Annotated in this window: 25 protein-coding genes and 1 pseudogene; 18 read left to right on the top strand and 8 right to left on the bottom strand. The window is 38.2% G+C overall.

The window, feature by feature from the left end:
• The 9 genes from GL301_RS02700 (at position 1) to GL301_RS02740 (ending at position 7244) form a co-directional block, all read left to right on the top strand.
• Complete coding sequence (locus GL301_RS02700; protein ID WP_010958750.1) at positions 1-468, top strand: PTS sugar transporter subunit IIA; 468 nt, start codon at positions 1-3, stop codon at positions 466-468.
• Positions 469-484: 16 nt separating this feature from the next.
• Positions 485-883 carry a hypothetical protein gene (locus tag GL301_RS02705; RefSeq protein ID WP_003725715.1) on the top strand — a complete coding sequence of 133 codons (399 nt, stop codon included), beginning with the start codon at positions 485-487 and terminating at the stop codon, positions 881-883.
• A 10-nt stretch (positions 884-893) separates the two neighbouring features.
• Positions 894-1544 carry a ribulose-phosphate 3-epimerase gene (gene rpe, locus GL301_RS02710; RefSeq protein WP_003725716.1) on the top strand — a complete coding sequence of 217 codons (651 nt, stop codon included), beginning with the start codon at positions 894-896 and terminating at the stop codon, positions 1542-1544.
• Positions 1541-2587: a galactitol-1-phosphate 5-dehydrogenase gene (locus GL301_RS02715; RefSeq protein ID WP_003725717.1), complete on the top strand. Its 1047-nt coding sequence runs from the start codon at positions 1541-1543 to the stop codon at positions 2585-2587. The genes rpe and GL301_RS02715 overlap by 4 nt, the downstream gene beginning before the upstream one ends.
• 15 nt (positions 2588-2602) lie before the next feature.
• The gene (locus GL301_RS02720) at positions 2603-2896 is read left to right on the top strand and encodes a PTS sugar transporter subunit IIB (RefSeq protein ID WP_003727301.1); all 294 of its coding nucleotides are present in this window, start codon (positions 2603-2605) and stop codon (positions 2894-2896) included.
• Between the two features lie 14 nt (positions 2897-2910).
• Positions 2911-4182: a PTS galactitol transporter subunit IIC gene (locus GL301_RS02725; protein ID WP_003725719.1), complete on the top strand. Its 1272-nt coding sequence runs from the start codon at positions 2911-2913 to the stop codon at positions 4180-4182.
• 139 nt (positions 4183-4321) lie between these two features.
• The gene (locus GL301_RS02730) at positions 4322-5257 is read left to right on the top strand and encodes a ribose-phosphate diphosphokinase (protein WP_003725720.1); all 936 of its coding nucleotides are present in this window, start codon (positions 4322-4324) and stop codon (positions 5255-5257) included.
• A gap of 621 nt (positions 5258-5878) precedes the next feature.
• Positions 5879-6457 carry a hypothetical protein gene (locus GL301_RS02735; protein WP_010958751.1) on the top strand — a complete coding sequence of 193 codons (579 nt, stop codon included), beginning with the start codon at positions 5879-5881 and terminating at the stop codon, positions 6455-6457.
• A 106-nt stretch (positions 6458-6563) separates the two neighbouring features.
• On the top strand, positions 6564-7244 hold the full coding sequence (locus GL301_RS02740) for a type 1 glutamine amidotransferase (RefSeq protein ID WP_003734788.1): 681 nt from the start codon (positions 6564-6566) through the stop codon (positions 7242-7244).
• Positions 7245-7268: 24 nt separating this feature from the next.
• Here GL301_RS02740 and GL301_RS02745 read toward each other — a convergent pair whose 3' ends face one another.
• Complete coding sequence (locus GL301_RS02745; protein WP_003725723.1) at positions 7269-7628, bottom strand: Lin0512 family protein; 360 nt, start codon at positions 7626-7628, stop codon at positions 7269-7271.
• Between the two features lie 6 nt (positions 7629-7634).
• Positions 7635-8093 (bottom strand): MarR family transcriptional regulator, encoded by a 459-nt coding sequence (locus GL301_RS02750; RefSeq protein ID WP_003725724.1) that lies wholly within the window; start codon positions 8091-8093, stop codon positions 7635-7637.
• Between the two features lie 381 nt (positions 8094-8474).
• Here GL301_RS02750 and GL301_RS02755 point away from each other — a divergent pair, with 381 nt between their 5' ends.
• Positions 8475-10304, top strand: coding sequence for a lmo0514 family class 1 internalin (locus GL301_RS02755; RefSeq protein WP_003734789.1), 1830 nt, complete (start codon positions 8475-8477; stop codon positions 10302-10304).
• 100 nt (positions 10305-10404) lie between these two features.
• Positions 10405-10836 (top strand): universal stress protein, encoded by a 432-nt coding sequence (locus tag GL301_RS02760; RefSeq protein ID WP_003721301.1) that lies wholly within the window; start codon positions 10405-10407, stop codon positions 10834-10836.
• Between the two features lie 46 nt (positions 10837-10882).
• Here GL301_RS02760 and GL301_RS02765 read toward each other — a convergent pair whose 3' ends face one another.
• From GL301_RS02765 to GL301_RS02775, 3 genes are all read right to left on the bottom strand, one after another.
• Entirely contained in the window at positions 10883-12313 is a 1431-nt protein-coding gene (locus GL301_RS02765) for a CapA family protein (protein WP_003727298.1), read from the bottom strand.
• A 120-nt stretch (positions 12314-12433) separates the two neighbouring features.
• Positions 12434-13249 carry a histidine phosphatase family protein gene (locus GL301_RS02770; protein WP_012681120.1) on the bottom strand — a complete coding sequence of 272 codons (816 nt, stop codon included), beginning with the start codon at positions 13247-13249 and terminating at the stop codon, positions 12434-12436.
• Positions 13250-13529: 280 nt separating this feature from the next.
• Positions 13530-13898 carry a DUF1304 domain-containing protein gene (locus GL301_RS02775; RefSeq protein ID WP_003727296.1) on the bottom strand — a complete coding sequence of 123 codons (369 nt, stop codon included), beginning with the start codon at positions 13896-13898 and terminating at the stop codon, positions 13530-13532.
• Between the two features lie 146 nt (positions 13899-14044).
• Here GL301_RS02775 and GL301_RS02780 point away from each other — a divergent pair, with 146 nt between their 5' ends.
• A complete protein-coding gene (locus GL301_RS02780) occupies positions 14045-15460 on the top strand; it encodes a DHA2 family efflux MFS transporter permease subunit (protein WP_003727295.1) in 1416 nt (471 codons plus the stop codon).
• A gap of 130 nt (positions 15461-15590) precedes the next feature.
• Positions 15591-16595 (top strand): ROK family transcriptional regulator, encoded by a 1005-nt coding sequence (locus GL301_RS02785; RefSeq protein ID WP_003740448.1) that lies wholly within the window; start codon positions 15591-15593, stop codon positions 16593-16595.
• 32 nt (positions 16596-16627) lie between these two features.
• Here the strand turns inward: GL301_RS02785 and GL301_RS02790 are convergent, their stop codons facing one another.
• Positions 16628-17944, bottom strand: coding sequence for a 6-phospho-beta-glucosidase (locus tag GL301_RS02790; protein WP_003726689.1), 1317 nt, complete (start codon positions 17942-17944; stop codon positions 16628-16630).
• Between the two features lie 201 nt (positions 17945-18145).
• Here GL301_RS02790 and GL301_RS02795 point away from each other — a divergent pair, with 201 nt between their 5' ends.
• Both GL301_RS02795 and GL301_RS02800 read left to right on the top strand, forming a co-directional pair.
• Positions 18146-18898 (top strand): MurR/RpiR family transcriptional regulator, encoded by a 753-nt coding sequence (locus GL301_RS02795; RefSeq protein WP_003726690.1) that lies wholly within the window; start codon positions 18146-18148, stop codon positions 18896-18898.
• Positions 18899-19004: 106 nt separating this feature from the next.
• Positions 19005-19448 (top strand): DUF2798 domain-containing protein, encoded by a 444-nt coding sequence (locus GL301_RS02800; protein WP_010958752.1) that lies wholly within the window; start codon positions 19005-19007, stop codon positions 19446-19448.
• 45 nt (positions 19449-19493) lie between these two features.
• On the opposite strand, the gene GL301_RS02805 is transcribed toward GL301_RS02800, so the two are convergent.
• Both GL301_RS02805 and GL301_RS02810 read right to left on the bottom strand, forming a co-directional pair.
• A complete protein-coding gene (locus GL301_RS02805) occupies positions 19494-21155 on the bottom strand; it encodes a SulP family inorganic anion transporter (RefSeq protein ID WP_003727292.1) in 1662 nt (553 codons plus the stop codon).
• Between the two features lie 139 nt (positions 21156-21294).
• A pseudogene (locus tag GL301_RS02810) lies at positions 21295-22034 on the bottom strand (MerR family transcriptional regulator).
• A 229-nt stretch (positions 22035-22263) separates the two neighbouring features.
• On the opposite strand from GL301_RS02810, the gene wsfD reads away from it, so the two are divergent.
• Genes wsfD through GL301_RS02825 form a run of 3 tightly spaced genes read left to right on the top strand, consistent with a single transcriptional unit; the run spans position 22264 to position 26489 of the window.
• Entirely contained in the window at positions 22264-23739 is a 1476-nt protein-coding gene (gene wsfD / locus GL301_RS02815; protein WP_010958755.1) for a glycan biosynthesis hexose transferase WsfD, read from the top strand.
• Complete coding sequence (locus GL301_RS02820) at positions 23732-25228, top strand: hypothetical protein (RefSeq protein WP_010958756.1); 1497 nt, start codon at positions 23732-23734, stop codon at positions 25226-25228. The genes wsfD and GL301_RS02820 overlap by 8 nt, the downstream gene beginning before the upstream one ends.
• 10 nt (positions 25229-25238) lie before the next feature.
• Positions 25239-26489, top strand: coding sequence for a glycosyltransferase family 2 protein (locus GL301_RS02825; RefSeq protein ID WP_003725436.1), 1251 nt, complete (start codon positions 25239-25241; stop codon positions 26487-26489).
• Position 26490 lies beyond the last annotated feature (1 nt).

Below are 26490 nucleotides of genomic sequence, written 5' to 3' on the forward strand. Positions count from 1 at the left end.
TTGGATGTATTAGAATATTTTAAAGAAGAAATGGTTCGATTTTCAAACGAACAAGATAAAGAAAAATTACTTTCAGAAATGGCGGAACAGTTGTGTGAAGTGGGCGCAGTAAAGCCAAGCTATAAAGATGCAGTAATTAAACGGGAAAAAGTTTTTCCAACCGGATTACTAACCGCGCACGCCGGGGTTGCCATTCCGCATACAGATAGCGAACATGTTATTCGGCCAGTGGTGGCTGTACGAATACTCAAGAAGCCCGTTTCATTTATTGAAATGGCCTCTGATAACGAAGCAATCGATGTCAGAATTGTCTTTATGATGGCGCTAAGGAGTGCCGATGAACAACTAGATATGCTGCAAACACTTATTCAACTTATTCAAGACGAGGAGGTGATGACGACCTTACTTAAAGCGCAAGAGACGGGAGATGTTCTTTCCGCAATAGAACATTTTTCTAAGAATAATTAAGGGAGGTCGGGAATAGATGGGGAGTTTTTTTGCAAGTTTTGTAGACTGGCTAATAGGAAGTCCAGGTAGATTTGTCGTTAACTTAATTGAAGATAATATGTTAATTTTCATGTTCGTAGTAATGATTTACGCCACCACCATTTTATACGCCAAGTGGACACTCGCATACTACTTACCGAAAAAAATGAATCAGTTAGCAGAAATGAAAACGTGGGAGCTGGACGAATTATATGCAGCGTGGCAAACAGAGAAAAAAGCTCTACCGTGGTACATTCTCGTGCCAAGCCGAAATGAATTTTGGGTAAAATCAGCCCGAAATGCACCAGAATCAACTAAATTACTCCATTTTAGTCAACAAAAATTAAAACTAAGTGACAAAGAAAAGTTACAAAAAATCATAGAAATTCAATCTTGAGGTGATAATAGTGGCAAAAATAGTTCCGTCTGTTTTTGGAGCAGACATCGGCAGAATTAATGAACAGTTAGAGGTTCTAGAGAAAAATGGCATTGATTTATTACATGTGGATATGATGGATGGCTCGTTCGTCCCGAACATTGCTTTTGGTCCAGATCAAATCAAAATGATGAAAAAAGGCACGAAGCTTCAATTTGATGTTCATATGATGGTGTATGAACCAGACCGTTATATTCCAAGATTAGTGGAAGCAGGCGCACATATGATTACAGTCCACCAAGAAGCAACAACTCATTTGCATCGTACAATTCAACTAATTAAAAGTTACGGAGTTCGCGCGGGAGTGGTATTAAATCCTGGTACACCACCAAGCACTTTGGAATACGTGTTAGATGATATTGACTGTATTTTGCTTATGACTGTAAATCCAGGCTTAGGTGGTCAAAAATTCTTCCAATCAAGTTTAGAAAAAATCAGAAAAACCAAAGCATATATTGGAAATCGTCCTATTCAAATTGAAGTAGATGGCGGAGTAAATGCTGAACTCGCGAAAGAATGCACACTTGCAGGCGCGGATTTAATCGTTGTAGGATCTTACTTATTTGAAGGAGATATCGAAGCGAATTTGGAGAAGTTATCGAAAGGAGTTTTAACAGAATGAAAGCTTTAAAATTATATGGAAAAAGAGATTTGCGTTATGAAGAAGCGGATATGCCAACAATCGAACAGCCAGATGATGTGATTTTGAAAGTGAAAACGGTTGGGATTTGCGGATCTGATATTTCGAGATACAGTAAACTTGGTCCGTATGTACCAGGAATGGTGTGGGGACATGAATTTTCAGGAGAAGTGATTGAGGTTGGTAGTGAGGTTACAGATATTGAGATTGGTGATAGGGCTGCCGGATGCCCAGCACTCTATTGCGGAGAGTGTGAATACTGTAAAAAAGGCGAATTCGCCCGCTGTCGGAAGCTAACAGTAATCGGAGCAAGACATCCCGGAGCCTATGCTGAGTATATCAAACTTCCAGCAGAAAATGTAGTAAAAATACCAGACGAATTAGATTATGAAGCTGCTGCACTTGTCGAGCCTTCCGCAGTGGTCGTTCATGGGTTTTATCATACGAAATTACAAGCAGGCGATGATGTCGTCGTTGTCGGAAGCGGCAATATAGGTTTGCTAGCAATTCAATGGGCAAAAGTTTTTGGCGCAAAAAGAGTTATTGCAATTGATGTAGACGATAAAAAGTTAGCTCTTGCAAAAGAAGTAGGAGCAGACGTCGTTATTAATTCTTTAAAAGAAGATCCATTAGAAGTAGTCGCAGCACATACAGATGGTCTAAACGCTGATTTAGTTGTAGAAGCTGCGGGATCACCTATTACATCTGCCCAAGTTTTTGCCTATGCGAAAAAAGGTGGAGGCGTCGTTTTCCTAGGGATTCCATACGCCGATGTAACAATCGAACGTTTCTATTTTGAAAAAATTGTTCGGAGTGAGCTTACTGTTTGGGGCTCATGGAATGCAATTTCTGCACCATTTCCAGGAAAAGAATGGCAAACAACCATTCATTTCCTAGCCAATAAACAAATCAACATTGAACCAATGATTACACATCGTCTTTCACTTGCTGAAGGACCAGAAGTTTTTGAGCGAATCTATGAAAGAAATGAATTTTTCGGGAAAGTATTATTTTTCCCAGAATAATAGGGGGATTTTAGGATGAAAAAGAAGAAAATTTATGTTTGTTGTGGGACTGGAATTGCAACTTCCACTGTTATTTCCAAAAAAGTGCGTGCGGTACTAGACGAAAAGCGCATTCCATATGAAATTAGTCAATGTACGGTTCAAGAAGTAGCGTCAAAAGTAAGCACATCTAAGCCAGACATTATTGTTAGTTCAACAACAGTTACAGGTGATGTTGGTGATGTACCAGTTGTCATTGGAAGATCATTTTTAACAGGCCTAAAAAAACAAGAAACAATCGATGAAATACTCGCGATACTTCAAGATTAAAGGGAGGGCACAAAATGGATATTATTCTAGATTTCTTTAAATATATTATCGGGCTTGGTGTAACAGTTATGATGCCGATTATCATTACCATTCTAGGTGTGATTTTCCGCAAAAAAATTAGTGTAGCTTTTAAAGCGGGGCTAACAGTTGGTGTTGGGTTTGTTGGACTAGGCGTTATCACTTCACTCATGTTAACGACTATTACACCAGTTACAAAAGCACTTGTAGAAAATTATAATTTTAAATTAACCGCAACGGATATCGGTTGGGGAGTTGGGTCATCACTCGCATGGGGAACAGAAGTCGTACCATTTGTTTTCGTCGCAATTATTGCAACCAATATTTTAATGATTGCCTTTAAATGGACGAAAACAATGGACGTAGATATTTGGAATTACTGGCAACCACTTTTCATCGCCAGTGCACTTTACTTAACAACAGGAAGCATGATTATTGCGATTCTTAGTTCGATTATCAATATGGCAATTATCTTCAAAATTGCTGACTGGACACAAAAAGATGTGGAGAATGTATTAGGATTAGAGGGGATTTCTTTACCACAAATTCAAACTACCGGGTGGGCGCTTGTTGGTTATCCAATGAACTGGCTACTCGGAAAAATTCCCGGCGTTAGAAAAATTAATTGGTCCACAGAGAAAGTGCAATCACGTTTAGGTATTTTCGGCGAACCGATGCTTATGGGCTTAATTATTGGTGGTGGACTTGCTGCCATTGCTCAAATGCCGCTGAGCCAAGTACTGCAAACTGGAGTAACGATTGCCGCTAGTTTAGTACTTATTCCGCGGATGGTTTCCCTTCTAATGGACGGTCTTACGGTTATCTCGGAAGCTGCTCATGAATTCATGGAAAAACGTTTCCCAGGTCGCGAACTATTTATCGGACTAGATTCAGCGGTGGGGATTGGTCATCCATTTGTGCTTTCGCTTGGCTTACTCATGATTCCGATTACTTTGATTTTAGCGTTCATTTTGCCAGGAAATAAAGTATTACCTTTAGCTGATTTAACGGCGCTTCCATTCTACATGATTTTTGCTATTGTTCCATCCAAAGGGAATTTATTTAGAGGGATTTTCACAGGTATTGTTATCGTCATTATCACCCTCTACCTATCAGGAGCAGCGGCACCTTTAATGACAGAACTTGCAGGTCAAATTGGTTATAATATACCGAAAGACGCTGTAGAAGTAACCTCTCTAGCAGTTGGGACTCAGTGGTATACGTGGATTGTATATTACGGCCTTCATTGGTTCGGAGGTATTCTATAATTGCAATTTAATGAAACAAGCATTAGTTTGCGCTAATGCTTGTTTTATTTGGACCAATGATTTTTAGCTAGTAGACAACACATTGACAGTTCTATATAATAATAAGGAGAAGAAATTAGTACGGCGGAAGGAGATAGCAATGGCAGGCAAAATGAAACTTTTTTCTGTGACGAGTGAGAGACCACTTGCGACAAAAATTGCAGATTATCTAGATATACCTTTATGTGAGGTGGAGCTCCAGAAGTTCAGTGATGGAGAAGTGAAAATTAATATTGAGGAAAGTATCCGTGGAACGAATGCGTATGTTGTGCAATCAATGAATTCCAACGTAAACGAACGTCTAATGGAACTTTTAATCATGGTAGATGCCTTAAAACGCGCTTCCGTGCATTCCATCAATATAATTATGCCTTATTATGGCTATGCTCGTCAGGACAGAAAAGCTCGCTCAAGAGAACCAATTACCGCCAAATTAATGGCAAATCTAATTCAAAGAGCTGGAGCCGACCGTTTAATCACAGTAGATTTACACGCAGCTCAAATTCAAGGCTTTTTCAACATTCCAATCGATCATCTTTCAGCAATTCCGCTAATTGGTGATTATTTGATAGAAAATTACGGTGAAAAAGACGTGGTAGTTGTCGCGCCGGATCACAGTGGCGTAGTTCGCGCACGCAGAATCGCGGACCGACTAAACGCGCCAATCGCCATTTTAAACCGTAAACCAAGACCACATGAAGACGAAATTATGAGTGTCATTGGCGATGTGAAAGGCAAAGTCGCAATCGTTGTCGATGATATTATCGATACCGGCGTCCGTGCCACTACTTCAGCTGATATTTTACTTGAAAAAGGTGCCGTAGAAGTTATCGCTTGCGCAACCCACTCCGTCATGGCAGGAAATGCAACCGAACGCTTACAAAATTCCAATATCAAAGAAGTCATCACATCGGACTCCATCGATCTTCCAGAAGATAAACAATTCGACAAACTAACAACCATCTCCATCGGACGAATCTTAGGCCGCGCAATCGAAGGCGTACAAGAAAACCGCTCGTTGCATCCGTTGTTTTAAAGAATAAGCAAAAAACAGTAACTTAGTAGAGTTGCTGTTTTTTTGTTATCTGTCGACCTTGAGTAGCGTGAAAAACACCGGGAATCGTCAGAAATAGCTCTTTGAGGTAAGATGGGAGTAAGAAGAAAAGTTAGCGGGTTTTAGCTACTTATTTTGAAATGTAAATGGACTCCTCAGTCATGATGAAGGGATTACCTTTGAAAGTTTTAGTTACTTAATGTGAAATATAAATTTGGTTCCTTTGGAAAACAACAATAGCGTGTAGTATTGTTTACTTACTCATTGTGAATTGTAAATGCAGAAGCAGCAAAATAACCAAAAGTAATGACTTTCATTTTAATTGCTTAAGATGAAATATAAATGAAAACCTATTATGCTTATGATTATCTATTTCCGTTATAATTATTCCTTGCAAATAAATTCCTAAAAACAAAACCCTCATTAATTGGTTTTGTTTTTTTGTGAATAATTATAGTCAAACGAGCAATCTGTTAACAATTTAGCAATAAACGCAATAAAAAGCCGTTTTTTCACTATGGATTGTACTATAAAACATAATCTACCTATGCTAAAATTTAAGGGAAGGTAAGCTGAATAATACATATAAGGAGGACTCTACTATTGAAAAAGATTCTAGTGCCCATATTATTGTTAGCAACAATCTTAGCAAGCTGTTCCTCGCCGAATGAAAAAATAACCAAAGACACTAAAATATCCAAGACTATCACAATAAGAGCAGATTACAAAATTCCAAAAGATATTAAAGAACTTGAGGATAATAGTGCTAATATTGTTAAAGTGAAATTTCTTCAAAATAAAACGATAGGCAAGGATGGTAGTAGTATTAGCGAGATAGAAATTTTGACTAGTTACAAAGGAAACCTAGAAAAAGGGAGTAAAGTAGATATTTCAGAACCGTGGTATTTAAGCGATGGTAAATATGTCGCTGTTGAAAACTATATTGCATTAGATAAGGGACAAGAATATACCATTTTTCTTGGAGAAAAAGATAAAGATACATATCCTCTTAGTAGTATGGGTTATGGTAAATTTGGTGGAAGTTTAAAAGAGGACCAAGCTGTTCTAGCAGATTTCAACATTCTTGGAGAAGTGCAAAAATTTGATTTTATCTCAGAAAATACTGAGGAAGTAAAAAATTATCAATTAATTAAAGAGCAAGTCGCAGGGAAATATAAATGAGTAAACTTAAACACCTGATTAATAACCAGGTGTTTTTTAGAGAAATCTCAGTTGCACAAACCTTAGAATTCGGTCATAATAGAAAAAAATGACAGGAGCTGATCAATTGATTATTGATGTATTGCAACATGTGCCGCACGAAGGACCTGGACTTATAGCGAATTGGGCGAGAGAAAACCAGCATCAGTTAAAAATACATTCTCTATTTGAAGAAAATGCTCATGTTCCAAATGACTCGGATTTTTTAATTGTACTTGGAGGACCCATGGGAATAAATGATACAGCCGAATTTCCGTGGTTAAAAGACGAACGTAAGCTAATAAAGCGATTAAGTGAACAGCATAAACCTGTTTTTGGTGTCTGCCTCGGCGCACAACAAATCGCAGCAACATTCGGAAGCGAAATCACTGTAAATAAAGAAAAAGAAGTAGGCTGGTTTCCTGTCAAAAGAACTTCCGACAAATTATCATTTTTCCCAGAATCATTAAATGTGTTTCACTGGCATCAAGATACGTTTGCGTTACCAGCTGGCGCCACGCGTTTATTTGCTAGTGAGGGTTGTTTGAACCAAGCTTTTTTGTACGGTGAAAATATTATCGGTTTACAGTTTCATTTTGAAATGGAAAAAGCGGGGATTGAGACGATTTTGCGAATTGATGAGGCGTTTATCACATCTGGAAAATATGTTCAAAGCGTGGAAGTGATGCGAGAGAAGGATGTTCCAGAAGATAATAAACAAATGCTTGAGGCTATTTTAGATTATTTAATAAATCCAAAAACCATCTGACGAGAAAGTCAGATGGTTTTTTCTTTAGTATCCAGTTTCAACAGAAGCGTTGACGATATACATTAAATCGTTTTTGTCTTCTTTGTCTTCTAAGAAAATGCCGCTTGTAGTCATCATTCCGCCAGCCATTTTCTCAATAGTTACAGTGCCATAAGGGATAATCGCGCGAATGGTATCTTCGTCAAGTTTTTCTTCATCACACGGTAGCGCCAATTTGATATTAACAACCATATTTTGTAAGTCGCCATCTGGAAGAAGTCCTTGAATACCGGGCATAGAGTTCGTAAAAATCGCATTTCTTACAGCTCGTTCGGCTGCTTTTGTAATATTTTGGCCGTGAACATCAACGCCAAAGCCAGTTTGGATAAATAGAATTTGTTCCATCATAAATCACTCCTTAAAATCTTTTATCAAAGCGGCGCCTGGTCGGTTTTTCGCATATCCTTCCATAACTTCGGTGAAATGTAATCCGTCAGTATCAGAAGAATTGGCGAATATTTCTGCCATTTGCTTACGTTGTGCGGCACCAAGTTCATTTTCTAATTCTTTGCCTGCTGTAGTTAGGAAGATGCAGCGTTGGCGTTTGTCGCGTCTACCTTGCTCGATCGTGAGGAGTTCGCGCTCTTTCAGTTCAGCGAGTGGCTGGTGTAGGGCTTGTTTTGATATTTCTAAAAAAGTTAAAAGTTCATTAATTGTAAGTCCAGGCATCCGCGCCGTGAAAAATAAAATACGATGATGCAATCTTTTGAGTGAATGTTTGGCAATAATCAAATCAGCGGTCTCTGTAAATGCTTTATAACCAAAGTAAAATAAAGCGATTTGTTGATTCATGTTTTGCTCATTGTTCATAAATATACCCCTTTTTCTGTCAATATCAACAGTATAGCATAAATAAGGGGACACAATAACAGTTAGCGCATCACTTTTTTAGAAGCTTTTTCGCATTATTAAGAAGATATTTTCTGCTAAACAAAACATCTAATGTATAATATTAGTATTTGAAAACAGTTAATTGTGTACAAAATGTTACGTTGATATAATTTTCAGATTTCTTTTATTTAGACAAAAAAGCGCTACCATTGTTTATTTAAAGCGATTCCTATAAAAATAAGAGTGAATAATATGAATATTAAGGCAAATCAAACGTGAAATATTTTATGAAAACGTATTGAGAGTTAGTTTTAACGCGGTTATACTTTGGGAAGAAATTAACCACTAAGGAGAGTATAAATGAAAAAAGCACTGAAACTATTTCTTGCGACGATTTGTATGTTCATAATGATATATCCTTCCACAGCAGCTCACGCAGAAGAAACGAATATTGTTAATATTCCTGATGCAAATCTTAAAACCTATCTTAATGGTCTGCTCAAGCAAGCAAGTGATGCACCAATTACTAAAACACAAATGAACACTATCCAAACTGTTACACTTTCTGGCAGCACTTATACAGACTTGACGGGTTTGGAGGAAGCTGGAAATCTGGTAACACTATCTCTTAACAATACTAACATCCAAACACTTGAACCGATTAAAAACCAAACTTCTTTGACTTACTTAACAGTGGGCGGAGACAATGTAAAAGATAGTCTTTTCGTAGATTTAAATGGACTTGTTAATTTACAAAGTCTTAGTATCAGCGGAAGCGAAGTGACACATAATGTCTTTAAGACTTTCAATAAGTTGCCAAAGTTAACTTATCTTTATGCGCAAAACTCCATGAAAATCACAGATATTTCTGCGCTTGCTTCCTTACCAGCCTTAACGACACTATTCTTACAATTTGATGGCATTGATGATTTTAGACCTTTAAATGACTTTGAAAGTTTTAAAAATGGCAACTTGAAAGCTCTTGCTGCTTTTGGGCAAAATACAGGGCGCACGAATCCAAGAATTACACTTAAATCTGGTAAGTTAGATTATAATGAAACAAACCAAACGTTATATTTACCATTTTCGATGATGCCAAAACCTTTAACGAGTTTTGATGGCACTGTTGCACCATTTTCTAAATCGACTTCCGCAAGTAATACTTATTTAGGATTTAATGATGTGGCACTCCCAAGCGCACGTCTATCCATTACCGATGATGGTATTACAGTCAGCGGTGTAACAAAAGAAGAATTCGACAATCTTGATGAAATTGAATATAATGCACGCTATGATTTTCCGACTGGAAGTTACCCGACACCACCAAGCATGAATTCTTATACCATTTCCAGCGGGACATATGATCAATATTTTGATATTAGCCACACGCTAGATTTAACGGCGGATGAAAGTTTTGACTATAATCAATACGATGCAACATCAGAAGAACAATTTTTAAAAGATGTACATGCTGAAACAGATGATGGCACAGCAGTAAAGAGCGATTTTGATCAAGTAGTTAAGCTTGATGTACCGGGTGAATATACCGTGACATTAAATGCGGAAAACGCTGCAGGACTAAAAGCAACTCCCGTAACAGTTAAAGTAACCGTTCATGAAAAACCAGTTATTACAGCCGATTCCCAAATTTCTTATAAAAAAGAATCAACTAAATCAGTCGACGAATTTTTGCAAGAAATCCATAGTTCGGTAACTGGAAATGCAGTTTTAACTAGTGATTTTGATAAAGTAGTAGATTTAAACACCCCAGGCGAATACACCGTAACTTTAAATGCAATAAATGATCGCGGCCAAAAAGCAGACCCTGTAACCGTAGTTGTGACAGTGACTACTAGCGACGGCGAACATGTTAATCCGGTTCCACCAACACCAGAAGTAAAACCCACACCTCAAGAAGAAACCGACCCAACAATCATCCCAGAACCTCAAAGCGAAAATTCAGAAGACCAAGTGAAAGAAAATAATGCAAAAACAGAAGAAAAAGCAAATAAAACTTCTTTAACAACGAAAGAAAACAAAGTAGAAAAAGCAGATAAAGCAGAAAAAACAAATCAACCGAAAACAAAAGCTTTGCCACAAACTGGTGATACTAATAAGAGCACCTTACCAATCGCAGGAGTAATGCTGAGTTTAGCGGCACTGCTGATTTTCAGAAAAAGCAAATCTTAAGTTATTGTGAATTCATTAGCAAAAAGAATGAATGGCAGGCCTAAAATCATTTTTATAGGGTATGGAATACTATAAGAAAAGTTGTAGGAGGTTTTATATGATGGAAAAATATCATCGCATTCTTGTAGCAGTGGATGGTTCTGAACCAGCAAAATTAGCCTTTGAAAAAGGACTGGAACTAGCGCTAAAATTAGACGGTGTGCTTGGAATTGCTAGTATTGTCGATTTACGTGCCTTTTCCCCGAATGTTTCTTATGATGGCAGCTTAGAAGAAAAAGCCGAACTAGAATTAAAAACGAGCGTTAATGAATACGCAGAAAAAGCTAGAACGGCAGGAGTGAAACAAGTAGAAACTTTTGTTGCTAAAGGTAATCCGAAAATCTTACTTTCCACAGACATTCCAGCAGAGTTCCAAGCAGATTTAATTATTTGCGGAGCGACTGGGATGAACCGAGTAGAAAAGCTAGTTCTTGGTAGTGTTTCTTCTTATATTATGGCTCATGCAATTTGCGATACTTTAATAGCTAGATAAAAAAAGCGTAGATATCTTTGTTAGAAGATATCTACGCTTTTTATTATCAAAACGGATCGAAGTAAGTGTATTCTGTTACGCCGCCCTCGATAGGTTTACTAATACGGTTAAGTTCATCGACGATTTTTTTAGCATCATCACCAAACACAGGGAGCGGTTGATAATTGTTTTCTGTCGTACTACCATCTGAATTTTCATAAGTTGGAACGATAGAAATATCTTTTAGAACGATTTTATTATCTTCCTTCGTAAAGCGCAGTTGGAACATCGATGTCATACGGGAAAGTAGCGTAGGATCAGCTCCAAAAGCAAAGTCGCCCATGCTATAAACGATGTATTTATCTTTATATTTTTCAACGCTTTCTAGGCGATGAGGGTGAGAGCCCATAATTATATCAGCACCAGCATCTAAAATCGCATGACCAAATTGGGTTTGATAATCCGTTGGTGTTTCGCGATATTCGACGCCCCAGTGCATATTAACGATAACGAGAGTATTTTCTTTTTTGTATTTCTTCACGTCTTTTACAATTCTTTCAAGATAAGCAGGAGATTGCTGACTCATACGGCAATCGTAGCCTAGTAGAACAGTTTTCATCCCTTTAATGGTTGTTTCAAGTGGAGCGTCGGTATTGAAAACAGGAATATTATTCTCTTTAAAAGCCTTTAATGTGTCATCGTAACCAACTTGGAAGTAATCCATTGTATGGTTATTGGCCAAATTTGCTGCTTCTACACCGCTCGCTGGTAAAAAGGCGACGTGTGCAGGGTCACTTTTGATGCGCCATTTTTTATTTTCTGCTTTTGTTGCATTCGTAAAGGCACTTTCAGCGTTAATGACAGTGTAGTCATCAGATTTAAACCAAGGAAGGCAGTTTTTATAAACATAGGTATTATTGCCGTTGTTTTTTTGGAATACGTTATCGAATTTGAGGTGTTCGGGCGTTTCAGGATAGGTTCCAAATGAATTATCGCCAACCATGGTCAAAGTGACAACACCTTTTTCTTTCAAACCTTGTTGATTGGTTGCGGCTGCGGCATAAAACCAATCATATTGATTTGTTTTTTCGATGGCTGATAGTTTTTGTTCACTTGCAAGAAAAGCAGGATATACTTTCCCAAGCGTTTTTTCATCTGTTTTGCCGGTCGTATACGATTTTACAGCTTCTAAACAGGCTGTGAGATTTTGGAGATAGGCGCCAGAATCATTTTTTTCAACTGGATAGGATTTTAGTTCTTTAATTAATTGATTTAAATCGGAAATAGAAGCTTTGTCAGCTCCTGAACTTGCTAGGGAATTCAAGGTTTTCTTAGCTTCTGATGAAATGGTTTTAACATTAGCTGGACTTGTTTTTTTTAGTGGCTCGGTTTGAGTGGCTTTTTGGTCAGATTGATTAGTAGAATTTGTAATCCAAAAAGCACCAGCGACAAAAATAAGTACTAAACCAGTAATAATAACATAGGTACGTCTCTTCAACTAGATATCCTCCGTAGTTCCTTTTTTTCTAAGTATAGTAATTGTAAGGAAGAAACACAAGTCTATATTTAGTAAAACAAAAGCCCAAAATAAATTGTTTTGGGCTTTTTGTCTGGCTATTTATTTAGAACCTTTTTCCACATAGCTTAAGTCATTTACATCACCAATAGTGAATTTACCATCTTTGTAAGTGATTTTTGTTACACTTGCATTTTTGATACCTTCTGCAGGCAGTTTGTATCCTGGTTCGATAGTATCAAGAAGCGCACCGATGCTTAGTCCGTGGGAAACTAGTAATACATTGCTATCGCCATTTTTGCTTTCTTTTTTAGCAACATCTGTTAAACCTTCTTTTAGACGAGCTTGGATAGTTGCATAGTCTTCAGCAGGCCAGTTTTCGCCTTCTTTCACACGAGTTTTATCAAGAGCTGCTACACTATCAGCAAAATCTTTTGGCGAGATACCAGCTTTTTGCCACTCTTCTAAAGTTTTACCTTGGCTTTTCGCAATATCAGTCCACATATTTTCATTTAAATCGCCTTCATAAGAACCAAAATTGAATTCACGGAAACGTGGATCAGTTTGTACTTCTTTATCAGCGGATTTATCGCTTTCTTTCAAAATTAAGTTTGCAGTTTGGATAGCACGACCACTGTCGCTGCTGTAAGCTGCAGAGAAATCAACGTCTTTTAAGCCTTTACCAGCGCTTTTAACTACTTCTTCACCAGCGGGAGTAAGAACCGCATCAGACCAACCTTGTACACGGTCAGTTGTGTTTAGCATTGTTTTACCATGACGTACTACATAAAATGTCACAGTGCCATCTTCTTTAGTTTCTTTTGTCTCTTTCTTGTCTGCAGTTGTACTGTTACCGCAACCTGCAATTAATAGTACTGCGCATAACGCCATCATCAATTTAAAAATATTTTTCTTCATCTTGTTCTCCTTTTTTGTTAGTATTTAGCAAAATAAAAACCTAGATAAATCGAAAACTAGCCCAAAAAGCCAATTCTCCATTTATCTAGGTTATGCCCAAGTTGGTAACATTCCTGAATAAGGATATTTGTTTATAGGACGATTTTAGCATGGATGGAAAGCGTTTACAAGTCTGTTTTTGATAAAAATTGGAAAAATAAGTAAATTATTTGTTTGAAACGCTAATTCAATTTCCATTATAAAAAGGCTCAGATTTAATCCAAGCCTTTTCCTGCAACACCTAAACCAACAAAACCGCAACCAACGCCAAAACCGCCGGCAAGCCCTGTTTCACCAAAATCCCCTTAGAAGAAGTCGCTCCGCCAAACAGCGCCGCCACAACCACACAACTCAAAAAGAAAATCTGCACAGTCTCCGCAAATCCTGCTCCCGCGAAAAACAATCCCCACACAAGCCCTGCCGCAAGAAAGCCATTATAAAGCCCTTGATTCGCAAACAGCGTCTGTACTTTTTTATTCGCAAGTAATTCCTTCTCCACGCCAAATGTCTTGGCTGCGAGTTTGGTATTGGCGAAAAACATTTCTAAAATCATTATATAAATATGCTCAATCATTACGATGAAGGTTAAAATAAATGCTAAAATGGCCATAAAAAATCCCTCTTTTCTACTTCGAAGTATAGCATAGCTTGTAAATTTTTCGTAAAAATAGAGCTTGAAACGTTGACTTATTGGCGAAATCTCCGTAATATCAAACGTAGACTACTTAATTTTTAGTCTGAAAAGGGGGAAACTATATGCAACAAGAAGCAACAGGTGGGCAGAAAATTCGGCCGATACCGATTATTGCCTCATTTTTGATGGCGGGGTTCATTGGGCTATTCAGTGAAACTGCTCTTAACATGGCGCTTAGTGATTTGATTCAGGTGTTTGATATTAGTTCAGCGACAGTGCAGTGGCTTACGACAGGTTATTTGCTAACGCTTGGAATATTAGTACCGATTTCGGGATTACTTTTACAATGGTTTACAACACGAGGTTTATTTTTTACAGCAGTGAGTTTTTCGATTGCTGGTACGCTGATTGCGGCGCTTTCGCCAACGTTTGCAATGTTAATGATTGGGCGTGTAGTGCAAGCAGTAGGTACGGCGCTATTACTACCATTAATGTTTAACACGATTTTACTGATTTTCCCAGAGCATAAACGTGGCTCAGCAATGGGGATGATCGGGCTGGTAATTATGTTTGCTCCAGCAGTTGGTCCGACAATTTCAGGACTAATTTTAGAAAACTTAACTTGGAACTGGATTTTCTGGATTTCCTTGCCATTCCTTATTATTGCGTTATTATTCGGAATGAAATTTATGCAAAATGTTTCGGTTGTTACGAAGCCGAAAATTGATATTTTATCGATTATTCTTTCGACGCTAGGTTTTGGTGGAGTTGTATTTGCCTTTAGTAGTGCGGGAGAAAGTGGTTGGGGAAGCGCAACGGTATTAGTTTCAATTATCGTTGGTGGACTTGCGCTTGGACTCTTTGTTTGGCGCCAACTAACAATGGAAAAACCTTTGATGGACTTGAAAGTATTTAAATACCCAATGTTCACATTAGGACTTATTTTAGTATTTATCAGCTTTATGATGATTCTTTCGACGATGATTTTACTACCGCTATACTTGCAAAATAGTTTAGCGCTCGCAGCATTTTCAGCAGGATTAGTATTACTTCCGGGTGGGGTGCTGAATGGTTTAATGTCACCATTTACTGGCCGTTTGTTCGATGCATACGGTCCACGCGCACTTGTTATCCCAGGGTTTATCGTAGCGGTTGTGGCACTATTTTTCTTAACGAGAATAGAAGTTGGAACATCTGCATTAACCATCATCGTACTTCATTCGGTGTTAATGATTGGGATTTCGATGGTCATGATGCCGGCACAAACAAACGGATTAAACCAATTACCGCCAAAATTATATCCTGATGGTACGGCGATTATGAACACGTTGCAACAAGTTTCCGGCGCGATTGGAACGGCTGTTGCGATTACAATCATGTCAGCTGGACAAAAAGCTTATATGGAAACGGCGCAAGGAGTAGGACCAGAGCAAATGGTTGCTTCACTGACAGCAGGAATTCAAAATGCCTTTGTCTTTGGACTGATTATGGCTTGTATTGGTCTTCTGTGCTCGTTATTTATTCGTAAAGCTAAATAATAAAGCGAAGAGAACTTCTCGTAATGAGAGGTTCTTTTTTGTTTTGACAAATGGGTTCTGAGTGGTTAAAATGATAGTAAATATAGTTTATAAAGTTTGTTTAATAACTTTACGAATGGAGTGGTTGATGATGGCAATTCCTCGTGATTTAAAAGAATTGAATAAGAAAAATATCAAGTCGATTTTACGGCAACAAGGTGCGATGACGAAAGCGGAAATCGCCGAAGTGACTGGTCTTAGTGTAGTTACAGTGAACAAGCTGATTCGTGATTTAGTGGAAAATGAAGAGATTTTAGAACAAGATAATTCGGTTGCGACTGGCGGAAGAAGAGCTGTTTCGTATGAAATTAATCCTAATTTTCAGCAAGTGTTGGTTATTAGTTTGCAAGAAAAGTGGAAGAAAATTACTTATTCTTTTTCGGTCTATAATTTGCTTGGTGAGCCGGAGTTTGTGGAGGATATGTCTGGGGAGGATTTGGACATTACTGCGCTGAAACGGAATACGAAAGATCTTGTTTGCGCTTTTCCGAAGATTTCTTGTGTTGTAATCGGGGTACCGGGGATTGAGATTGGAGGTAAGTTGCGGGCGATGGACTTTCCGCTACTTTTAAATGTGCAATTGCGGGAGACTTTGGAGGCGGAAGTGAATTTGCCGGTGTTGGTTGAGACGGATACGAATGCGGCAATTTTAGGGTATAAAAATCGGCCGGTGAAAGAGGAGAATATCGTTGGACTTTATTATCCGGAGCGTTTTCCACCGGGTGCAGGGCTTTTGATGAACGGAGAGATTTTGAAAGGTCAGAACGGACTGGCTGGGGAGATTAAGCATATGCCGCTTCAAGTGGACTGGGATAACTTTGACTTTTCGGTCGATGAAATTAAAGCACACATTCGTAAAATGGTGCTGCTAACGATGAGTTTTTATGATCCGGAAACGATTGTGCTCTATACAAATTTTTATTTTGGGCAGAAGGATTTCACCGAGGAACTGACGGAAGAGTTAAAGCAAGTTTATCCATATGCGGTTTTGCCGGAGATTGTGTTGTCGCGTAAGTTTACGACGGATTATCGGATTGGGCTTTTGGCGTTTGGGATTGATTATTTGGAGAATAATATGACGGATTGGCGGATATAAAAAAAGAGCCCTTTGACAGGCTCTTTTTTTACTTATTTAAAGAAATTCGGTAAATACTCTTTATGTGCTTCTAAAAGTTCGTCCAGCATTTCGCGGGCTACAGATTCGCTTGGAGTTAGTGGGTTGATTGTCATTGCAAGGAGTGCTTTGTCGTAATCTCCAGTAACTGCTGCTTCGGCTGTTAGGCGCTCGAAAGTTTTGATTTCTTGGATGATGCCGTTGATAGCGATTGGAAGGCGTCCGCTTGCTAGTGGAATTGGGCCTTGGCGAGTGATGACACAGTTTGTTTCTACTGCGGAATCAGGGTCGATATCAAGGATGGCACCATTGTTACGAGTATTAACGATTTGAATGTCGCGTTTGTCGTTGTAGATAGAGTTAATTAGGTTACATGCTGCTTCACTGTAGTAAGCGCCGCCGCGTTGTTCTAATTGTTTTGGTTTTTCAGCAAGTTCTTCTTGTTTGTAAAGCTCGAATAGTTCAGCTTCTACTTTTTTAACAACTTCTGCACGAGTACCATGTTCTGCGTATGCGCGAGCTTGGTCTTCCAGTTGTTGTTTTGTTTGCCAGTAGTAGCGCAAGTAGTCGATTGGAATCATGTTTAGTGTACGCAAGAACGTTTTGTCCCAACCAGTTGCGTTGATGTTTTTAAGGCTTGAGCCAGCTTCATCTTCTGTCATTTTGAAAACAACATCTTTTGTTACGTCTTTGCCATTATGATAAACAGTTTTCGCGAATACCATGTGGTTTAGACCAACGAATTCTACGTAAATTTCAGAAACGTCTACGCCAAGAGTTTCAGCGATATTGCGTTCGATGCCGATAGGGCCGTTACATAAGCCGACAACTTTCTTTTGGTTACTGTAACGAAGAACTGCTTCTGTTACCATTCCTGCAGGGTTAGCAAAGTTGATTAACCAAGCATCTGGGCAAAGGCGTTCCATGTCTTTACAAATATCTAAAATAACTGGGATTGTGCGAAGTCCTTTGAACATGCCGCCTGGTCCGTTTGTTTCTTGACCAACAACGCCATATGAATTCGGGATGCGCTCATCTTTCACACGTGCATCTAGTAAACCTACACGTAATTGTGTTGTTACGAAATCAGCATCTTTTAAAGCTTCTTCACGGTCTAGTGTTAAATGTACTTCCATGTCAACGCCAGCTTTTTCTACCATACGTTTTGCTAAATTACCAACGATTTCTAATTTTTCACGGCCAGCTTCTACGTCGACTAACCATAGTTCACGAACTGGTAATTCGTCTTGACGTTTAATAAATCCTTCGATTAGTTCAGGTGTATAACTTGATCCGCCACCAATAGTTGCGATTTTAATACCTTTAGTCATTATTTATACCTCCAAGGATATTTTTTTGAAAAGGCTTACTTATTTGGTATCACCTTTTCTTCTCACAGTTATAGTATAGGAATTTTATGAAAAAATAGCTAGTATTTGACGAGGTTTAGGTAAGGATTTTCTAAGTAGGAACTTGTCACATTTGAGTAACGAGGTGTTACATGGTAAAATAAAGCGAAAAGAGGTGCGAAAATGCTTTTTTTGGATAAAAATTTGGAATTAAATGATACGGAATTAGATATTTATAATTATATTGTGGCGAATTTAGATAAAGTTGTTTATATGCGGATTCGCGATTTGGCGACGGAAGCGCATGTGAGTACGACGACAATTCTACGTTTTTGCCGAAAATTTGGTTGTAATGGTTTTTCGGAGTTTCGGGTGAAATTACAGCTTTATTTGGAAGAGCAGAAGTTGGCGCAAATCGATATGGCGGATGAAACGACTTATATTGATTTTCTGAAACGGACGGCGCAACCTGAGTTTAAAGCGCAAATTCAAAACGCGGTCGAGATTCTTCGTGATCGCGAACTGGTTTTATTTGCTGGGGTGGGTTCATCGGGTGTAATTGCTGAATATGGCGCGATTTATTTTTCGTCATTATTTACGCTGGCGCTACATATTGAAGATCCGCTTAACCACCCGTTTTACCATTTATCGAGCAAATTATCCGATAAAATCTGCATGATTGCGATTTCGGTGGAAGGGGAAAATGAAGACATCATTCGCTACATTCACCAACTGAAGGCGCAAAATTGTAAAGTAATTTCGATTACGAATAGCGCGAAATCAACAATTGCAAGGCTATCTGACGCGAACATCGCTTATTATATTAATAAGGAAATGTACCAGGAAGCGAATATCACGTCCCAACTACCGGCGCTATATACAATTGAAAATATTGCCCGGGAAATAAGAACGCAAATTGATAAAGAGAAAATGTAAAAAGCTACGTTTTGCTTGGATTTCCGAGCAAAACTTTTTTTGTAACAAAATTGTCACTTACGAAGAATTTTTTAATTTGCTACGATAGTTCTTTGGAGGTGAAATTATGTACAGTAATAGGAAAGAGAAGGTCGTTTTTACACTTATTATGTGTTCTTTGATGATTTTATGCATGAGCTCTTATAATATCTTTCTTGAAAATGGTATTGGTACAGATTCTTTATTGATTGTTTTAAAAGCATTTGTCCCGTTTCTTTTTATTGGATTTTTATTAGACTTTTTTGTTGTCGGAAAAATTGTGTATCGTCTGCACGCCCTTTTGGTTAGTGAAGATGCTTCGAAATTTAAAAAGATCATTATGATGCAATTGTTGATGGTTACATTTATGTGTGTGCTTATGTCGACGCTTAGCCTGATTGTGAACCAAGGCGAATGGAGTCATCTAGGTATTCTTATTTTGCGCAATTATTTTGTGGCTTTATTTTTGCAAATTTTTATCGTGTCACCGTTTGTGCGGCTAATTAGTCCGCGGATTTTTGCGCTTTTGTAAAAATGAAAAACGCTTAGTCGAGTTTAGGCCCGGCTAAGCGTTTTGTTATTTATGTTCGGCATAATAAGCCTCGAGCGCGTCTTCCACGGTTTTCTTCGTGTAGCCGTTATCGATAATATAGCCAAGATCATGTTTTCTAAAGCTGGTTTTCAAATGGTCGATTAGGTCAGCAAAGTAATATTCAATGCCTTTGTCATCAAGCCATTTGAGCAAGTCTTTCATAGATTCGGTTGCGGTTGTATCAATGTTAATAATCGCACTCGCTTCAAAAATGACTAGTTTTGTATCATCTTGAACTGCTTCTTTTAATCCGTCTGCGAATTTGTTGAAATTCCCGAAGAAAAGAGAAGCGCTATAACGATAAATGACAACATTTGGAATTGGTTTTGCTTCTGGTTTACGTTTTAAATCGAAATAACCGTGGCGTCCTTCGATCACTCCAAGAATGGCAATTGGTGATTTCATCGAACGACTTACTACGTTAATGAATGATAGGAAAATCCCAAGTAGTACCCCGAAAATAACGCCAACTAAAAGGGTACCAAGTGCTGCAACAATCCAAACAGTTGCTTCACGACGAGAAACTTTGAATAAACCTTTTAACACATCTACATCAATAATACCTACAAGGGCAGCAAATACGATACCTGAAAGAACTGGTTGCGGCATATAGTAAAGTAAGCCACTTAAGAAGGCAACGATTAGCGCAATAATGGTCGCAGCAACGATAGAAACCATTTGCGTTTTACCACGAAATTGTTCGTTAGCAGCAGTTCTGGATACGCTGGCACTTGCTGGGGAACAACCAGAAAACGCAGCGACGAAATTAGAAATCCCATAAGCAAATAACTCACGATTATCATCAATCGTATATTTGTTCCTCATAGCAAAACTTTCACTTGGTAAAAGCGAACCGGCAAAAGTTGCGATGGCACATACTAAACCGCCGCCAATCGCGAGTGCCCACGAACTTGCACCAAAATCGGGTAGCGCTAGTGAAGGGAAGCCAACTGGAATTTTACCTACAATATCAACATTATATTGATCTAATTTAAAGAAATAAGCAGCCATTGTCCCAAGTACTAAAACTACAAGAGACATAGGGATTTTTGGTATAACTTTTTTACAAGTGATAACAATAATGACTGTAACCACGCCCATGGCAAATGAAATCCAATTGGACTGGAAAAACTGTCCGAAAATAATGCCTAGACTAGAGAAGAAACTATCTCCGCTTTCTTTTAGGCCCATTATCTTAGGAATTTGCCCCATAATGATGGAGACACTAAGTCCGGAAATGAATCCACTAAGAACCGGGGCTGATATGTATTTTGCGAAACGTCCTAATTTTAATACGGAGAAAAGAACTAAAAATATTGCACAAAAGAATGCGAGAATTGGGGCGAGCGCGATAGCTTCTTTAGATCCGGCAGCAAGTCCAGCTGTTCCTAAAATGATGGATCCTGTGATGGCACTTGCTGTTGCATCAATTCCGAAAACAAGTTGTGGTGAACTGGCAAAAATAACATACGCAATAACCGGTAAAAATGATGCATATAATCCATAAATGGGTGGAAGTCCTGCTACTTGTGCATATCCCATTGCAACTGGAATCGTCAGTGCAGCAACACCAACGCCTGAAATGACATCATTTCGTAAATAGGATATTTTGTACCCATTTAGTGAAAGCAAGATGTGTTTAAACATAAGTTCCTCCCTTGAAATGTATTTTTATTCTTTATTTTACATCATAAATACATATTAATGAAATCTTATACTATTTACCCCGTTCTTTGTTATACCAATCATAAAACCACGATCTCTTTTTAAGAAATCGTGGCTTTTTTTATTTGTTTTTGGCATAAATGTTCATGGCTTCTTTGAGGAAGTGAGAAAGGCCATCACCGAACTGATCGATATTTTTAGTGAAGCGCTCATCAGCAACGTACATTTCCCCAAGACCAGCAAGGCTTCTAGGGAATAAATATTGCCGTGGGTGTCATTCAAGTAATGGAAAAAATGGTCAATTGCGAGTTGGGCTTCTTCTGACTCGGGAGAGAGTTCTCGAACAGATGCTAAATAACGAAATTCTGCGTCGAAACTTTCTTTTAAAGTTAATTTTTCTTTTTCGTTCATATTATTTACTTTTTCATTGGCTTTTTCTACTACTTTATCGCCCCAACGTTTTTTTGCTTCTTCTTCGTATGGATTGGTGGAAAAATCAAAACCAGTGAATTTTTCTTTGTTTGTCATTGTTATTTCTCCTTTTTCATTCCTGATGGTCTGGTCGAGGGTTGCTAGCATGGTTTCAATGCGCTGCTTTTTTTCTATTAGTAAGTGACGCTGCAAATCTAAAGCAACATTTTTATCGAAAAAAGGATCATCAAGAATTTGTTTTATTTTTTTCAAAGGGAAATCGAGTTCTTTAAAGAAAAGAATTTGTTGTAATTTGTCGATATCGTTTTCTGAATAAATACGATAGCCATTCCAGTCATCTTTTTGCGGGACAAGTAGGCCTATTTTATCGTAGTGGTGGAGTGTGCGCACACTTACACCAGTGAGTTCAGCTAATTCTTTTATTTGCATGAGTGATTCCTCCTTCTGCTTTTACTATAAAGTATGACGTCGCGTGATAGTCAAGCTTGAATTTGTGTTTATTATAACCTTTTTAGTGGAAAAGAAAATTAGTTGTAGTCAACTTCTTTAAAAAAAATGAATAAAAGCATGGAAAAAAAGTGGGCATTCTCGTATAATGAAATGTAAATGTGTCTATTTTGTGACATTGGTCTATCGTAAATAAGAAGGGGATAGCATCATGATAGGGAAAGTTAAATCCATTAGTATGTGGCTATGGCACCATTTAACACCGCAAATATTTGCGGTTATTTGTGTTTTTATTATTACGCTCATAGCGCTTTTTGTGCCACCGTATATTGGTATGGCTGATAATGGAGACTTTTTCCGAATCTTCTCGAGTAATGGTTTATTTGTCAATAATACGAATTATGACGCGCTGCAATTTGGGCATTTTGTGAAGGAGTTTGGGATTTATCAGTACTTTAATGAAAACCAAGTAGCTATCTACTCTTCGCAAAGTATTTTTATTCAAATGGCGCTTCTTTTAAATAAGCTTTTTTGGTCAACAACGGTTTTTGATGTGCGTTTTTTAGGTGGCTTGCAATTAGCGCTTCTTTTGCCGGCGATTTATTTGTTAGTGGCGGGATTAACGGCAAAAATGAAAGGCTGGCCGGGTTATGTGGTTGCGGCGCTGACGGTATTTATTTTCGCAGATACGGCTTATACTGCTTACTTTAATTCCTTTTTCAGTGAAGGGCTTATTTTGATTATGATGCTGTATATTTCGGCGGGATTTTTGCTTTTATATCAGCATAAATATAATGATTATGCGATGCTAGGTTTGATTTTTGTGGCATCCCTTATTTTAATTACGGCAAAACAGCAAAATGCCCCGATTGCGGTTGTTATTGCGGTTTGTGGAATACTCGTGTTTTTCATCCGGAAAAATCGTGCATTTCGGATTTCAGCAGCGGCTACTTTTTTTGTTATTTTCTTGAGTGGGGTTGTGATGTACGCCTTTATTCCTGGGGAGTTTGTAACGATAAATCAGTACCAAACAATGACGCGCGGTGTGCTACTTGATTCAGAAAATCCGGAGAAATCGCTCGAAGAAATGGGAATGAATTCCGAATTTGCTTTACTCAAAGGAACGAATTTTTATCAAAAATATAAAATGATTGATTTAGACTCAAAACTGATGGAAAAAGAATTTTATCCTAATTATAATTTTGTTACGGTTTTGAGTTATTACTTGGAAAATCCGAAACAATTTGGGAAAATGCTAGATTTATCTGCGCAAAATAGTTTTTCGATTCGTCCATTTGAGATGGGGAATTTTGAAAAGGCGACAGGGTATAAATTTAAAGAGAAAACGCATTTTTTCTCCATCTATAGTGATGTAAAAGAAAAATTTGCTCCAGCGAAATTTACGTTTTTAATTTTATGGGCGCTTGTTTTTCTAATTTGTTATGGGGTGAGTGCTTTTAAACATTTCCGGGAGAAAAATATTCGTGGAATGCTTTTATTTGATTTAGTTGTTTTGCTGATTGGTTCTGGGTTTGCGGTGATTTTAGTGACGATAGTTGGCGACGGGGAAGCGGATTTAACGAAACATAATTTCTTATTTAATGTGTGCTTTGATTTGACGATGTTAATTGGAGCGGCTTCTCTGCTGGAAGTTTACATGAAGAAGAGAGGTGAGCGGAATGCGTAAAAAACTGATTGTAAGTATTCTGCTAGCATTCATGATTTTCGTTGTTGGTGGGCATTCCGCAATTGCAAAATCGGATGATGGTGTCGTTGTTTTTTATGATAGTTTGGCGACAGGTACAGAGAATGAAGGCAATATGGATGCGCTACTTCGAATGTTAAATAGTTTGGGCAAACGAGTGACGATTTATTCTTGGGAGGAAAATCCTGATTTAAGTCAAACAAGCGAAATCATCGTACTTCAAAATAAAAAAGACGGTTTATCCAATAAATGGACGAATAAATTAGCCAAAAGCAAAGCGAAAATAGCATACATAGGCGGAAATCCCCCAACATTTTTAACGGATAAATTGCAACTGAAAACTAAAGTAATTACAGATGCTTCTATCACGATTCAAACGGCAGCTGGATTATCTGGAAAACCACAGCTAGTGAACGAAACAAATCTAATAACTTCCTATAAAGGAACAAGCTTTGGAGAAATGGATGCTGCTGAAAATGGACAAGCTGCATACGGCGTTCAAGCAGGAAATTACGCGTACGCACCTCTTTTTCAAGCAGATAATACGAGTGAATTTGCTCTAATGGACGTACTCAAAGCATTATTCGATATTAAAACGACCACCAACCAATATGCGTTTATTACGGGCGTAAATCCTTTTATTGATTTCGATTTGCTCAAAAAAACGGCAGATACTTTTTATGAAAAAGGAATTCCGTTTATCGTGAGTGCGGGGCCTGTTTTTTACAATCAAGATTTCCAAGCGGCGAAAAATTATGCGGAGATTTTGCGCTACGTTCAAGCAAAAAACGGCACGATTATGATGAACGTTCCGGCAGTGACGCACGGAGATAGTCCGTCGGGAGAACTTGAAAGCATTATGCAAAAATCGGTACATTTCTTCGCGGAAAATGACGTCGCACCGCTTGGAGTTACAGCAGAACTGTACTGGAACTTTGATAAAGTATATGGCGTAGAAGGTTTCGCACCGTTTAATACCGGGATTTTGCTACCAAATCAAAAAATCATCCATACGACGAAAGTAAATAATGGCAGTGCATTTGAAAAGTCTCCGTATAGCGTGGCGAACGATTTTTATGCGACTACGACTGAAGGGAGAAACTTTCCGATTGATATCGCGATAACCTATCCCTTCTTTACCAATGAGAAAGAATTAAAAGCAGCAGCCGAGGAACTAGCAACTGACAATATTAGCGATTTTAGATTTCAAGATCATGGGGTAAAAACAAATAAAGATACGATTGAATCAAGTGCTGGTTCGCTTTACATCAATAATCAATCAGTAACACTCGATGGCGATTTAAACTATATTAAAACGAAAAATAAAACAGTCAAGCAAGCGGGCAGTTTAGAAGGGTTCTTCGGCTATCAAAATACCTTTTTCACGATAGTAATTGTACTTTCACTTGGCATTATTGGGGTTTTATTTGTCTTTGGATACCGGCTTTACATGAAAAAATATATGAAATGAGGTGAAATAAATGGTTATTGCAGATTATTTAGCATTATTCGCGGTGGTGTGTATTTGGGGACTTTTGCTAATTAATATTGTGTTAATTGTTGCAGGATATGTTTATTATTTGAAAAATGAAGCGCGAAAAGTGCCCGAAATACCAGCGGAAGTACCATTTGTTTCTGTCATGGTGCCGGCCCATAATGAAGGAAAAGTAATCGTGAAAACAGTTGAATCACTGCTTGCTTTTGATTATCCGGTCGATCGTTACGAAATTATTGTCATTAACGATAATTCTTCAGATAATAGCGCGGAACTTTTAGCCGCCATTCAAGCAAAAAATCCGACACGCTTTTTAAAAATTATTAATACCGATAATATTACAGGCGGAAAAGGAAAATCGAATGCGCTCAATATTGGGTTTGCGGAAAGTCGTGGGGAACTGGTGGCGATTTATGATGCTGATAATACACCGGAACGGCAAGCGCTAAGAATCCTTGTTGGTGAGATTACAAATGATGCGAAACTTGGTGCAGTCATCGGTAAATTCAGAACCCGAAATCGAAATGCAAGCTGGTTAACGCGATTTATCAATATTGAAACGCTTAGTTTTCAGTGGATGGCTCAGGCCGGCAGATGGGCCCTTTTCAAACTATGCACCATTCCTGGTACTAATTTTATTGTAAGAAGGTCGCTCCTAGAAGAAATCGGTGGCTGGGATGTGAAAGCTGTCGCGGAAGATACCGAGATTAGCTTTCGGATTTACATGATGGGTTACCGAATCAAATTCCAAGCGAAGGCTGTTACGTGGGAACAAGAGCCGCAAACATTACCAGTTTGGTTCAAACAGCGCTCAAGATGGGCGAAAGGCAATATTTATGTAATTTTAAAAAACGTTCCACTCCTTTTCAAACGAGAAGGTAGGCGCGTTCGCTTTGATATTTTATACTTTTTATCGATTTACTTTTTATTATTAACTTCCTTGATTGTTAGTGATGTTTTACTCGTATTATATGCGCTGGGACTTGTACATACAACGCTTGCTGGCCTTAGCGGGGCACTTTGGTTGCTAGCCATTTTACTTTTTGTCGCAGGTACTTTTATTACACTCACCACGGAAAAAGGCGAAATCAGTTTTTCAAATTTGTTATTTATTATGTTGATGTATGTGACGTATTGCCAGCTTTGGATGGTGGTCGCCGCATATGGATTCTTTATTTTCTTAAAAGATACCGTACTAAAAAGGGAAACCAAATGGTATAAAACCGAGCGTTTCTAAA

The organism is Listeria sp. LM90SB2 (genome assembly GCF_028867355.1).
Taxonomy (GTDB): domain Bacteria; phylum Bacillota; class Bacilli; order Lactobacillales; family Listeriaceae; genus Listeria; species Listeria monocytogenes_B.